General features: G+C 52.7%; 13 protein-coding genes. 7 read left to right on the top strand and 6 right to left on the bottom strand.

What is annotated here, in order from left to right; genetic code table 11:
• Positions 1–95: 95 nt before the first annotated feature.
• From P349_RS14120 to leuL, 6 genes are all read right to left on the bottom strand, one after another.
• The gene (locus P349_RS14120; protein WP_032650075.1) at positions 96–986 is read right to left on the bottom strand and encodes a cation diffusion facilitator family transporter; all 891 of its coding nucleotides are present in this window, start codon (positions 984–986) and stop codon (positions 96–98) included.
• Positions 987–1,150: 164 nt separating this feature from the next.
• Positions 1,151–1,756, bottom strand: coding sequence for a 3-isopropylmalate dehydratase small subunit (gene leuD, locus P349_RS14125; protein ID WP_032649823.1), 606 nt, complete (start codon positions 1,754–1,756; stop codon positions 1,151–1,153).
• A 10-nt stretch (positions 1,757–1,766) separates the two neighbouring features.
• Positions 1,767–3,167 (bottom strand): 3-isopropylmalate dehydratase large subunit, encoded by a 1,401-nt coding sequence (gene leuC, locus P349_RS14130; RefSeq protein WP_032649821.1) that lies wholly within the window; start codon positions 3,165–3,167, stop codon positions 1,767–1,769.
• A gap of 2 nt (positions 3,168–3,169) precedes the next feature.
• A complete protein-coding gene (gene leuB, locus P349_RS14135) occupies positions 3,170–4,261 on the bottom strand; it encodes a 3-isopropylmalate dehydrogenase (RefSeq protein ID WP_024907450.1) in 1,092 nt (363 codons plus the stop codon).
• Positions 4,261–5,832: a 2-isopropylmalate synthase gene (leuA, locus tag P349_RS14140; protein ID WP_029741222.1), complete on the bottom strand. Its 1,572-nt coding sequence runs from the start codon at positions 5,830–5,832 to the stop codon at positions 4,261–4,263. Before leuA ends, leuB begins: the two co-directional genes overlap by 1 nt.
• A gap of 91 nt (positions 5,833–5,923) precedes the next feature.
• Entirely contained in the window at positions 5,924–6,010 is an 87-nt protein-coding gene (gene leuL / locus P349_RS27040; RefSeq protein ID WP_071787438.1) for a leu operon leader peptide, read from the bottom strand.
• Positions 6,011–6,616: 606 nt separating this feature from the next.
• Between leuL and leuO the strand changes: the two genes are divergently transcribed.
• The 7 genes from leuO (at position 6,617) to ftsL (ending at position 13,710) form a co-directional block, all read left to right on the top strand.
• Entirely contained in the window at positions 6,617–7,561 is a 945-nt protein-coding gene (leuO, locus tag P349_RS14145) for a transcriptional regulator LeuO (protein WP_050597488.1), read from the top strand.
• A 380-nt stretch (positions 7,562–7,941) separates the two neighbouring features.
• On the top strand, positions 7,942–9,666 hold the full coding sequence (gene ilvI / locus P349_RS14150) for an acetolactate synthase 3 large subunit (protein ID WP_032649818.1): 1,725 nt from the start codon (positions 7,942–7,944) through the stop codon (positions 9,664–9,666).
• Between the two features lies 1 nt (position 9,667).
• Positions 9,668–10,159 carry an acetolactate synthase small subunit gene (gene ilvN, locus P349_RS14155; RefSeq protein WP_008501994.1) on the top strand — a complete coding sequence of 164 codons (492 nt, stop codon included), beginning with the start codon at positions 9,668–9,670 and terminating at the stop codon, positions 10,157–10,159.
• A 179-nt stretch (positions 10,160–10,338) separates the two neighbouring features.
• Positions 10,339–11,346: a catabolite repressor/activator gene (gene cra / locus P349_RS14160; protein WP_008501993.1), complete on the top strand. Its 1,008-nt coding sequence runs from the start codon at positions 10,339–10,341 to the stop codon at positions 11,344–11,346.
• Between the two features lie 599 nt (positions 11,347–11,945).
• Positions 11,946–12,404 carry a division/cell wall cluster transcriptional repressor MraZ gene (mraZ, locus tag P349_RS14165; RefSeq protein WP_021240528.1) on the top strand — a complete coding sequence of 153 codons (459 nt, stop codon included), beginning with the start codon at positions 11,946–11,948 and terminating at the stop codon, positions 12,402–12,404.
• Positions 12,405–12,406: 2 nt separating this feature from the next.
• Entirely contained in the window at positions 12,407–13,348 is a 942-nt protein-coding gene (gene rsmH / locus P349_RS14170) for a 16S rRNA (cytosine(1402)-N(4))-methyltransferase RsmH (RefSeq protein WP_021240527.1), read from the top strand.
• Positions 13,345–13,710, top strand: coding sequence for a cell division protein FtsL (ftsL, locus tag P349_RS14175; RefSeq protein ID WP_008501989.1), 366 nt, complete (start codon positions 13,345–13,347; stop codon positions 13,708–13,710). Before rsmH ends, ftsL begins: the two co-directional genes overlap by 4 nt.
• The last annotated feature ends 13 nt before the right edge of the window (positions 13,711–13,723 follow it).

Genomic DNA, 13,723 nt, shown 5'->3' with positions numbered 1-13,723 from the left:
TCAATAATGAGAGAGCTGATGCGATGCAGTGTGACGCAGATTAATTAACGAAACCTTAACGGTGGGTTGCGTCACACTGTATTTATGCGTTCCGATTAGCGAGCAGGATCAATATGCGTCATCACGTTCAGCACATTGAATTTTTGCATCACATTGTTTCTGGCATTGACGGCAATCTGATGCCCTTCTTTTACGCTTAATTCGCCGTTAACTTCCAGATGGACATCGACAAGGGCTAAATCGCCCATCTTGCGGGTTTTTAAATCATGGAGTCCGGTGACACCCTCGGTTGAGAGAAGACACGTTTTGATATCATGCTCCAGCTCGGGTTCAAGCGAACGGTCCATCAGGTCGTGCAGGGCATCAGCAGAGAATTTGTAACCCATATGGGCGATAAATATCCCAACAATCAGGGCCGCAATCAGGTCCATCGCGTGAAAACCCACTAAATTCCCGGCAATACCGATGGCGACAACCACTGACGAGGCTGCGTCAGAGCGGGCATGCCAGGCATTGGCTATCAGCAGCGAGGACTGAATACGTTTTCCCGTGGCATACATGTATCTGAACAGGCTTTCCTTCACTACCAGCGCCAGTATCGCCACCCACAGAGCGGCCCCTTTCACCAGCTGATGCGTCTCGGGGTGAAGCAGTTTATTCCCTGCGGACCAGAGCATCCCGACTCCCACAAGCAGCAGAATAGCGCCAATAATGAGCTTTGCACCGTTTTCGAAACGCAGATGACCGTAATGATGATCGATATCAGAGGCTTTCTGACTCTTTTTATTTGCAATCAGAACGACAAAGTCAGAGGATAAATCGGAAAGAGAATGAATCCCATCAGCAATTAATCCCTGTGAGCCTGAGAATATTCCTGCAACTATCTGAAAGCCGGTGAGTAAACTATTTGTTATCACGCTCACTATTGTGCATTTTTGTATTTCATGAGAACGGAGATGAGACTCATTGCCATTTTTCTTTTCCATGATAAATTTCCGCTGCCAGCTGATTGAGCGATTATTCTGCGCAGGGAACATTAAATTGACATTAAATATAACGTCATTATTGGCTGGGTTTGCGAAGTATTTACAGAAGGAAGATGAGCATTGGGATAAAACACGGCCTGCAGAGTACACTGCAGGCCGGAGGATTATTTCATAAATGCGGGTTGTTTTTGTTCGTAAGTGGCAATCGCCGCTTCGTGCTGGAGAGTTAAACCAATGCTGTCCAGGCCGTTCAGCATGCAGTGACGGCGGAAGGCATCAATGCTGAAGCTGTAGGACTTATCCCCGGCTTTCACCACTTCCGCTTCCAGATCCACTTCAAACGAAATGCCCGGATTCGCCTTAACCAGCGCGAACAATTCATCGACCTGTTCATCGCTCAGCGTCACCGGCAGAAGCTGGTTGTTGAAGCTGTTGCCGTAAAAAATATCCGCGAAGCTTGGGGCAATGACCACCTTAAAGCCGTAGTCGGTGAGCGCCCATGGCGCGTGTTCACGGGATGAGCCGCAGCCAAAGTTTTCCCGCGCCAGCAAAATGGAGGCGCCTTTGTATTCCGGGAAGTTCAGAACGAATTCCGGATTAGGCACTTCGCCTTTATCGTCCAGGAATCGCCAGTCGTTAAACAGGTGCGCGCCAAAGCCGGTACGCGTCACCTTCTGCAGAAATTGTTTTGGAATAATAGCGTCAGTATCGACGTTAGCGGCGTCCAGCGGGACAACCCGGCCCGTATGTTGGGTAAATTTCTCTGCCATGATTGTCTCCTTATTTCAGGCTGCGAATATCGGCGAAATGGCCGGTGACTGCCGCAGCGGCGGCCATTGCCGGGCTGACCAGATGGGTGCGACCACCGCGGCCTTGACGGCCTTCAAAGTTACGGTTACTGGTGGAGGCGCAGCGCTCACCCGGATTCAGGCGGTCATTGTTCATCGCCAGACACATGGAGCAGCCAGGCAGACGCCACTCGAAGCCCGCTTCGATAAAGATCTTATCCAGACCTTCGGCTTCTGCCTGGGCCTTCACCGGACCGGAGCCAGGAACCACCAGCGCCTGCACGCCTGGTGCCACTTTACGGCCTTTGGCAATTTCGGCGGCGGCACGCAAATCTTCGATACGGGAGTTGGTGCAGGAGCCGATAAACACTTTATCAATGGCGACATCGGTCAACGGCACGCCAGGCTTCAGCCCCATATAGGCCAGCGCTTTTTCCGCACTGGCGCGCTCGACCGGATCGGCGAAGGAGGCCGGGTCAGGGATGCTGTCGTTGACGGAAATCACCTGACCCGGGTTGGTGCCCCAGGTCACCTGAGGCGCAATCTCTTCTGCCTGCAGCGTGACAACGGTATCAAACGTTGCCCCATCGTCGGTTGTCAGGGTTTTCCAGTAGGCTACCGCGTCGTCAAAATCCTGACCTTTCGGCGCGTGCAGACGGCCCTTCACATAGTTGAAGGTGGTTTCGTCCGGCGCGACCAGCCCGGCTTTTGCGCCCATCTCAATGGCCATGTTGCACAGGGTCATGCGACCTTCCATGCTCAGTGCCTGAATAGCGTCGCCGCAGAACTCAACGACGTGGCCGGTACCGCCTGCGCTGCCGGTTTTACCGATGATGGCCAGGACGATGTCTTTCGCGGTAATGCCAGGTGCGGCTTTACCCTTCACCTCAATCTTCATGGTTTTGGCGCGGCCCTGCTTCAGGGTCTGCGTTGCCAGCACATGTTCCACTTCGGACGTGCCAATCCCGAATGCCAGAGCGCCAAACGCGCCGTGGGTCGCGGTATGGGAGTCACCGCAGACGATGGTCATGCCCGGCAGGGTGATACCCTGTTCTGGCCCCATCACGTGGACGATGCCCTGATACGGATGGTTCAGGTCGTACAGCTCAACGCCAAATTCATTGCAGTTCTTAATCAGCTCCTGCATCTGGATACGGGCCATCTCACCCGAGGCGTTAATGTCTTTGGTCTGGGTGGAAACGTTGTGATCCATCGTCGCGAAGGTTTTACCCGGCTGACGTACCGGACGCTTGTGCGCGCGCAGGCCGTCAAATGCCTGAGGTGAGGTCACTTCGTGTACCAGATGACGGTCAATGTACAGCAGCGGGGTTTCGTTTGGTGCCTCGTAAACAACGTGCGCATCGAACAACTTTTCATATAACGTCTTAGCCATGATTACACCCCTTCAGCGACATAGCGGGCAATGATGTCGCCCATTTCATCGGTACTGACTGCCGCCGTGCCGCGTGCTAAATCGCCGGTACGGACGCCTTCTTCTAACGCCCGGTTAATGGCGTTCTCAATTGCGGTTGCCGCATCGCCTGCATCCAGGCTATAGCGCAGCAGCAGGGCCAGGGAGAGGATCTGCGCAATCGGGTTGGCAATGTTTTTGCCTGCGATATCCGGTGCGGAACCGCCCGCAGGCTCGTACAGGCCAAAGCCTTCTTCATTCAGGCTTGCGGATGGCAGCATGCCCATCGAGCCGGTGATCATCGCGCACTCGTCAGAGAGAATATCGCCGAACAGGTTGGAGCACAGCAGCACGTCAAACTGGGACGGATCCTTAATCAGCTGCATGGTCGCGTTGTCGATGTACATGTGCGACAGCGCAACGTCCGGGTACTGCTTAGCGACTTCACTCACAATCTCGCGCCACAAAATGGAGGACTGCAGCACGTTCGCTTTATCAATGGAGGTCACCTTATGGCGGCGTTTGCGCGCCGACTCGAACGCGATGTGGGCGATACGTTCGATTTCGAAACGGTGATATACCTCGGTGTCGAACGCTTTCTCGTGTTGTCCGCTGCCTTCGCGCCCTTTTGGCTGACCAAAGTAGATCCCGCCGGTCAGTTCACGCACGCAGAGAATGTCGAAACCGTTGGCGGCGATATCCGCGCGCAGTGGGCAGAACTCTTCCAGACCCTGATACAGCTTCGCCGGACGCAGGTTGCTGAACAGCTTGAAATGTTTACGCAGCGGCAGCAGCGCGCCGCGCTCTGGCTGCTCTGCTGGCGGCAGGTGTTCCCATTTCGGGCCACCGACGGAACCAAACAGCACGGCATCGGCATTTTCGCAGCCTTCCACGGTCGCTTTCGGCAGTGGCGTACCGTGGTTATCAATCGCAATACCGCCCACGTCGTAGTGGCTGGTGGTGATTTTCATCGCAAAACGCGTACGAACGGCTTCCAGTACTTTCAGCGCCTGTGCCATCACTTCCGGACCAATACCGTCGCCCGGTAACACAGCAATATGGTAATTCTTCGACATTACACGGTTTCCTTGTTGTTCTCTTTATTCTGAGCTTTGCGTTGCAACTCTTTTTCGACTTCGGCGGCGCGCCAGATGTTGTTCAGAACATGCACCATCGCTTTCGCGGAGGATTCAACGATATCGGTCGCCAGGCCCACGCCATGGAAGCGGCGGCCATTGTGGGTCACAACAATGTCGACCTGACCCAGAGCATCTTTGCCGTGGCCCTTGGCCGTTAGGTCATACTTCACCAGCTCCACGTCGTACTCGGTGACGCGGTTAATCGCCTGGTAGATGGCATCGACAGGGCCGTTACCGTTCGCGGCCTCTGCTTTAATTTCATCACCGCAGGCCAGCTTGACCGAGGCGGTGGCGATGTCGCTGGAGCCGGACTGCACGTTGAAGTAATCCAGACGGAAGTGCTCTGGCTCTTCCTGCTGCTTGTTAATAAAGGCCAGCGCTTCCAGGTCATAATCGAACACCTGACCTTTTTTGTCGGCCAGCTTCAGGAACGCGTCATACAGCTGATCCATATTGTAATCGCTGTCCTTATAGCCCATCTCTTCCATACGGTGTTTAACCGCCGCGCGACCGGAACGGGAGGTCAGGTTCAACTGCACCTGGTTCAGGCCGATGGATTCCGGGGTCATGATTTCGTAGTTTTCACGGTTCTTCAGGACGCCATCCTGGTGAATACCGGAGGAGTGCGCGAAGGCGCCAGTGCCGACAATCGCTTTGTTAGCCGGAATGGGCATGTTGCAAATCTGGCTGACGGTCTGGCTGGTGCGCCAGATTTCGTTGTGATTGATGCGGGTGTGCACGTCCATGATGTCTTTGCGCACTTTGATCGCCATGATCACTTCTTCCAGCGAACAGTTGCCCGCGCGTTCGCCGATACCGTTCATCGCGCCTTCTACCTGACGCGCACCGGCGTGGACGGCGGCGATGGCATTACCCACGGCCAGACCCAAATCATCGTGGGTGTGGACGGAGATAATTGCCTTATCAATATTGGGTACGCGGTCGTACAGTCCGGTAATGATGTTGGAGAACTCAAACGGCATGGTGTAGCCGACGGTGTCAGGGATGTTGATGGTTTTCGCACCCGCGTTGATGGCGGCTTCCACGACGCGCGCCAGGTCTTCGATTGGCGTACGGCCCGCATCTTCACAGGAGAATTCAACGTCATCGGTGTAGTTGCGTGCGCGTTTCACCATATACACCGCGCGCTCAATCACTTCATCCAGCGTGCTGCGCAGCTTGGTGGCGATGTGCATAGGTGAGGTTGCAATAAAAGTGTGGATACGGAACGCTTCGGCGACTTTCAATGACTCGGCAGCAACGTCGATGTCTTTCTCTACGCAGCGCGCCAGAGCGCAAACGCGGCTGTTTTTAATGGTGCGGGCGATAGTCTGGACGGATTCGAAATCACCCGGAGACGAGACCGGGAAACCGACCTCCATCACGTCGACACCCATACGTTCGAGAGCCAGCGCGATCTGCAGTTTCTCTTTTACACTCAGGCTTGCCTGCAATGCCTGTTCACCGTCACGTAAAGTAGTATCGAAAATAATGACTTGCTGGCTCATGGGTTAGGTCCTTGTCAGTCTTAGGGCGCCTTGCTACGAGCATAAAAAAACCCGCGCAGTGGCTCGGGTTTTTAGTCTTACTGGTGACGATTCAACGCTGAATTTCGCCCGCCAGTCTACCGCGCACAGTGAATGCGTTTAGTAGTAGTAGACCGGTGAAACGAATGGTGCGAATCATGAATCGTGCTCCGTTAAATTCAATATGCTTTTAGTGGTACTGGATACGGCCGTTCATGTCAACCCCTGACGATGAAAACGGTCCCGACGGACGGAATCAGCAGGGTATTCACTTTAGCTAATTGTGCTGGTTTTAGCTTTCGCGACCCGACTAATTGTCTAATTTTGGACTTAAGAAAAGAGTTGCAGAAACAAATAAATATAATTGTTTAAAAATGAGTGAAATGTCCTGAAGAGAATGCGTTGTGATTAAAAGGTTTTAATATCATTAAGTTATAAATGCAGTGAATCTGTTCCATAATGCTGAAAAGCGAACGGATATAACAGGTTGTTAACTAACTGTAGGGCGATGGCAATAACAGTTTAATAATACTTAAGTCATCATTAACCTGATGGCAATTGTATATTTGTTTGGTTTATGGTTTCATTCAAATCCTAAAGTCAAACATATCATTTGCGCACATTAATTTTCGTTATTATAGAGTCTTTATATATTCCGAATTTTAAATAATTCTCTTTTGCTGATCGTATTTGCATGATAAATCATATTTTCGAGATGATTACCGTACGTGAGCAAAGGGAGTGTAGCGTGACAGTGGAGTCAGAAGTGTCAGAAAATAATATTAAACAACCTCAAGCTACTGATGGGATTAAACCGCAGTTACGCACGGTGGATCTTAATCTTCTGACGGTGTTTGATGCTGTCATGCAGGAACAGAATATTACCCGCGCGGCCCAGGCCTTGGGGATGTCACAACCTGCTGTGAGTAATGCCGTTGCCAGGCTTAAGGTCATGTTTAACGACGAATTGTTTGTTCGTTACGGAAGAGGGATCCAGCCTACGGCGCGCGCATTCCAGCTGTTCGGCTCCATCCGCCAGGCGTTGCAACTGGTACAAAACGAGCTGCCGGGCTCGGGCTTTGAACCCTTAAGCAGCGAGCGCGTATTCCATCTTTGCGTCTGTAGCCCATTAGATAATTATTTAACGTCGATTATTTATAATAAAGTTGAAGAGATCGCACCAAATATCAATCTTGTTTTTAAATCATCCCTGAATCAAAACACGGAACATCAGTTACGCTATCAGGAGATTGAATTCGTTCTGGGGTATGAAGAGTTCCGTCGTCCAGAATTTTCCTGTGTGCCGCTGTTTAAAGATGAAATGGTTCTCGTCGCCAGTAAAAAACATCCGCGCCTGAATTCTCCGCTGCTAGAAAGCGATGTTTATAACGAGCAGCACGCCGTTGTTGCACTCGACAGATATGCTTCCTTTAGCCTGCCGTGGTATGACACTGCGGATAAACAGGCGAGCGTGGCGTATCAGGGCATGGCCATGGTTAGCGTATTAAACGTGGTCTCCCAGACGCAACTGGTGGCGATTGCGCCGCGCTGGCTGGTAGAAGAGTTTTCTGACCCGTTAAACCTGCAAATTTTACCTCTGCCGCTCAAGCTAAATAGCCGCACCTGTTATCTTTCCTGGCATGAAGCGGCGGGTCGGGATAAAGGGCATCAGTGGATGGAAGAGTTGCTGGTTGGCATCTGTCGCCGGTAAACGCATCAGGATAAATCGCATCGGTTTATGTGATTTATCCTGAGTTCTTTTAGATAATTGCTATTTTATTCTGTGGTGCTTTTTTTCGGGATGCTCGCCGGCACGCAAAAATAGATGATTTCCTGCATTGTCGCGCTTTTCAGCGATGATTTATCACCCCATCCTCTATTCCCAGAGGAATTAACCATATCTCCTGTTAACGGCTGCTTTTTCTGCTTTACGCGCCGTTTATCTACCCGGGTTTGCTAATTGCCTGCCTCATAACGAGCGGTTAAGGTAAAGAACACTCTGCAAAATATAAGATTGGTTTATCCCAATCGTAAGACGGTGCGGAAATGAATTCGGCAGTCCGTCTATAACAAAATGCCTGGAGGCAAAGCATGGAGATGTTGTCTGGCGCGGAAATGGTCGTTCGGTCGCTGATCGATCAGGGCGTAAAGCAAGTGTTCGGCTACCCTGGCGGTGCGGTCCTCGATATTTATGATGCGCTGCATACGGTAGGGGGCATTGACCATGTTCTGGTACGTCACGAGCAGGCGGCGGTGCACATGGCTGACGGCCTGGCGCGTGCGACGGGTGAAGTGGGCGTGGTGCTAGTCACGTCCGGCCCCGGCGCGACAAACGCCATTACCGGCATTGCGACGGCCTATATGGACTCTATCCCGCTGGTGATCCTCTCCGGGCAGGTGGCAACCTCACTGATTGGCTACGATGCTTTTCAGGAGTGCGACATGGTCGGGATTTCGCGTCCCGTTGTGAAGCACAGCTTCCTGGTCAAGCAAACAGAAGACATTCCCGGCGTACTGAAAAAAGCCTTCTGGCTGGCGGCGAGCGGACGTCCAGGACCGGTGGTGGTCGATCTGCCTAAAGATATCCTGAACCCGGCAAACAAGCTGCCTTATGTCTGGCCGGAATCGGTCAGCATGCGCTCTTATAACCCAACAACGCAGGGGCATAAAGGTCAGATCAAGCGGGCATTGCAAACGCTGCTGGCAGCCAAAAAACCGGTTGTCTATGTCGGTGGCGGGGCGATCAACTCTGCCTGCGAAGTCCAGCTTCGTGAACTCATTGAAAAACTTAACCTGCCAGTTGCATCGTCATTGATGGGGCTGGGGGCATTCCCTGCCACCCATCGTCAGGCGCTGGGGATGCTGGGTATGCACGGTACCTATGAAGCCAACATGACGATGCATCATTCCGATGTCATCTTTGCCGTCGGCGTGCGCTTTGACGATCGCACCACCAACAACCTGGCAAAGTATTGCCCGAACGCCACCGTGCTGCACATTGATATCGATCCTACGTCAATTTCAAAAACAGTGGCTGCTGATGTGCCGATCGTCGGTGATGCCCGTCAGGTTCTGGAGCAAATGCTGGACCTGCTGACCCAGGAGAGTGCGACCCAGCCGCTGGATGAGATCCGCGACTGGTGGCAGCAGATTGAACAGTGGCGCGCGCGTCAGTGCCTGAAATATGACACGCAAAGCGAAAACATTAAGCCGCAGGCGGTCATCGAAGCGGTGTGGCGACTGACGAAAGGTGAGGCGTACGTAACCTCAGACGTGGGACAGCACCAGATGTTTGCCGCCCTGTATTACCCGTTTGATAAACCGCGACACTGGATCAACTCCGGTGGTTTAGGAACCATGGGCTTTGGTCTGCCTGCCGCGCTAGGCGTGAAGCTGGCGTTGCCGAATGAAACCGTCGTCTGCGTGACCGGAGATGGCAGTATTCAGATGAACATTCAGGAGCTGTCTACCGCGCTGCAATATGAACTGCCGGTACTGGTGCTGAACCTGAATAACGGATATCTCGGTATGGTGAAGCAGTGGCAGGATATGATCTACTCTGGCCGTCATTCACAGTCATACATGAAATCGCTGCCGGACTTTGTTCGTCTTGCTGAAGCTTACGGCCATGTAGGCATGCGGGTGACCGATCCGGCTGAGCTGGAAGCGAAGCTCGCGCAAGCGCTTGAGCACGTTAAAAACAACCGCCTCGTCTTTATGGATGTGATTGTTGATGGGACCGAACACGTTTATCCGATGCATATTCGTGGTGGTGGTATGGATGAAATGTGGTTAAGCAAAACGGAGAGAACCTGATATGCGCCGGATATTATCTGTTTTACTGGAAAACGAGTCTGGCGCACTGTCGCGCGTCATTGGTCTTTTTGCGCAGCGCGGCTATAACATTGAAAGCCTGACCGTTGCCCCGACGGAAGACCCGACGCTGTCGCGCATGACGATCCAAACCGTCGGCGATGCCAAAGTGCTTGAGCAGATTGAGAAACAGCTGCATAAGCTGGTTGATGTGCTGCGCGTGAGCGAGCTGGGGCAGGGGGCCTACGTTGAACGAGAGGTCATGCTGGTGAAAATCCAGGCCAGCGGCTACGGGCGTGAAGAAGTTAAACGCAATGCGGATATTTTCCGCGGACAGATTATTGACGTCACCCCTTCTCTTTATACGGTTCAGCTGGTTGGGACAAGCGACAAGCTGGATGCTTTCCTGGCGTCAGTGCGGGATGTCGCAAAAATTGTCGAGGTCGCGAGATCGGGTGTAGTCGGTCTGTCACGCGGTGAGAAAATTATGCGTTAGTTGTCAAAAAGGTTCGCCTCTTTCTGCCCGGTCACCAAAGCCGGGCTTTTTTTTGCGTAATCAGCCGACAACGCAGATAAAAGCGGTTGCCGCGAAGGCTTTTCTGCGTTTAGATGTTAAAAGATTTAACCATAACCTTGACAGGGCCATGGACTCTTTTCTTTTTTTAAGGGGCAATTGTGAAACTGGATGAAATCGCCCGGCTAGCCGGCGTGTCACGAACAACGGCCAGCTATGTGATTAACGGTAAAGCAAAGCAGTACCGTGTTAGCGACAAGACCGTTGAAAAAGTTATGGCGGTGGTTCGTGAGCATAACTACCATCCGAATGCTGTCGCAGCCGGTCTGCGTGCCGGGCGTACCCGCTCTATTGGTCTGGTGATCCCTGACCTGGAAAACACCAGCTATACCCGTATCGCCAACTATCTTGAACGTCAGGCGCGTCAGCGCGGCTATCAGTTGCTGATTGCCTGCTCAGAAGACCAGCCCGATAACGAGATGCGCTGCATTGAGCATCTGCTCCAGCGTCAGGTGGATGCCATTATCGTGTCAACCTCCTTGCCGCCAGAGCATCCGTTCTACCAGCGCTGGGCGAATGACCCGTTCCCAATTGTGGCGCTGGATCGCGCGCTCGATCGCGAGCATTTCACCAGCGTCGTGGGTGCGGATCAGGATGATGCAGAAATGCTGGCCGCAGAGTTGAGAACGTTCCCCGCTGAAACGGTGCTGTATCTTGGCGCGTTGCCCGAGCTTTCTGTGAGCTTCCTGCGTGAGCAGGGATTCAGAACCGCCTGGAAAGACGATCCGCGCGAGGTTCACTACCTCTATGCCAACAGCTACGAGCGTGAAGCCGCCGCGCAGCTGTTCGAGAAATGGCTGGAAACGCATCCGATGCCTCAGGCGCTGTTCACCACGTCGTTTGCGCTGTTGCAGGGCGTCATGGACGTGACCTTACGCCGGGAAGGCAAACTGCCCTCCGACCTGGCGATTGCCACGTTCGGGGATAACGAGCTGCTCGACTTCCTCCAGTGCCCGGTGCTGGCGGTAGCACAGCGTCACCGCGATGTGGCTGAACGCGTGCTGGAGATTGTGCTTGCAAGCCTGGATGAGCCGCGCAAGCCGAAGCCGGGCCTGACGCGTATCAAACGTAATCTCTACCATCGCGGAATTTTAAGCCGCCAAAAATGAAATGACCGGGGCGGCGAAATCTGCCCCCTTTTGTTACGATAATTCGTGCAGATAATTCCCGGAGAGAAATTAGGATAATTCTTGAGGGATCCTAATCACCTATTTTTCTTAATTCATTCTGGCTTTTAAATTGTCTTTTTAAGAACGTCCGGTCGATTTTAAACGGCATTCTTTGTATTATTTTGTTACAAACCCTTTTCGGTCGATGAATAATCAGACGTTTTTCCTCCTCCTTTGCCAGCTTACGTGGCAACCGCTGCGCTTACCGGGTGCCTGGGTGAATCTGGCGCTGTTATCCCCTGAGAATCTGTCATAAAATGCTGCCCGCGTCGCAAACTGACACTTTATATTTATCTGCGATGATATTGAGTGAGCTTTAACGCTAGTGTGCATATTCGGTTTTTTTCTTACAAATATTCATAACGTTAATTTTGCCTCGCCAGTTGTGCAGTTATTAACCAGGACTGTTTATCTCTGTAAATAGAGGGCTTCCGAGTCCTTATATGGAGAGTCCTGGCTTGACAAGCTTTTCCCTCGCTCCGTAAACTCCTTTAGGTGGGAATTTGTGGGTTAAAGTGGTGAGGAGGGGTGAGACTGGCATGTTCCGTGGAGCTACGTTAGTCAATCTCGACAGCAAAGGGCGTTTATCGGTACCAACCCGATACCGCGACCAGCTGATTGAGAACGCTGCGGGTCAAATGGTTTGCACCATTGACATTAACTCCCCCTGCCTGCTGCTTTACCCCTTGCCTGAATGGGAAATTATTGAGCAAAAGCTGTCGCGACTGTCGAGCATGAACCCGCAGGAACGCCGCGTACAGCGGCTGTTATTGGGACATGCCAGTGAATGTCAGATGGATAACGCAGGGCGATTACTGATTGCCCCTGTGTTGCGGCAACATGCCGGTCTGACCAAAGAAGTGATGCTGGTCGGGCAGTTCAACAAGTTTGAACTGTGGGATGAAACGACCTGGTATCAACAGGTCAAGGAAGATATCGACGCTGAGCAGTCTGATTCCGCGACATTATCGGAACGGCTGCAGGACTTGTCTCTATAAATATGATGGAAAATTATAAACATAAAACGGTGTTACTGGACGAGGCCGTAAACGGCCTGAATATTCGTCCGGATGGCATCTACATTGATGGCACGTTTGGTCGCGGTGGTCACTCGCGTTTGATTCTCTCCCAGCTTGGAGAGGAAGGACGTCTGCTGGCAATCGATCGCGATCCGCAGGCTATTGCCGTTGCACAGACCATCAATGACCCACGCTTTTCCATCGTGCATGGACCTTTCTCTGCGCTCGCGGATTATGTGGCTGAGCGCGGCCTGACGGGCAAGATCGACGGGATTCTTCTCGATCTTGGCGTCTCTTCACCCCAACTTGATGATGCTGAACGTGGTTTCTCCTTTATGCGTGATGGTCCGCTGGACATGCGGATGGACCCGACGCGTGGTCAGTCTGCCGCTGAGTGGCTACAGACCGCTGACGAAGCCGATATTGCATGGGTCATCAAAACGTTCGGCGAAGAGCGCTTTGGCAAACGTATTGCGCGCGCCATCGTTGAGCGCAATCGCATTGAGCCAATGACCCGCACCAAAGAGTTGGCCGAAGTGATCGCGGCGGCGACACCGGTGAAGGATAAGCACAAACATCCCGCGACCCGTACCTTCCAGGCGGTTCGCATCTGGGTAAACAGTGAACTGGAGGAAATAGAGCTGGCGCTAAAAAGCTCGCTCGACGTGCTGGCCCCGGGTGGGCGGTTATCCATCATCAGCTTCCATTCGCTGGAAGACCGTATTGTGAAACGCTTCATGCGTGAACAAAGCCGCGGTCCGCAGGTGCCAGCGGGGCTGCCGATGACGGAAGAACAACTCAGGAAGCTGGGTGGCCGTCAGTTGCGAGCATTAGGCAAGTTGATGCCGGGCGAAGAAGAAGTGGCAGAGAATCCACGCGCCCGTAGTTCAGTGCTGCGTGTTGCAGAGAGGACGAACGCATGATCGGCAGAGTGACAGAGACCCTAAGCAAAGTTAAGGATTCGTTAGGAAGCAACGAGCGCCATGCCTTGCCTGGCGTGATCGGCGACGATCTTTTGCGGTTTGGGAAACTGCCACTCTGTCTGTTCATTTGCATCATTGTCACGGCAGTTACGGTGGTGACCACCGCCCACCATACACGTTTATTGACTGCGCAACGCGAGCAGATGGTACTGGAACGCGATGCGCTGGATATTGAATGGCGAAATCTGATCCTTGAAGAAAACGCGCTCGGCGATCACAGCCGGGTTGAACGGATCGCAACGGAAAAGCTGCAGCTGCAGCATGTTGATCCTTCGCAGGAAAATATCGTAGTACAAAAATAAGGGAAAACGCGAC

This window comes from Enterobacter sp. DC4, from assembly GCF_000568095.1.
GTDB lineage: Bacteria > Pseudomonadota > Gammaproteobacteria > Enterobacterales > Enterobacteriaceae > Enterobacter > Enterobacter pseudoroggenkampii.
The sequence above is the reverse complement of the archived record's forward strand: the minus strand, read 5'-3'. Positions and strand labels throughout refer to the sequence as shown.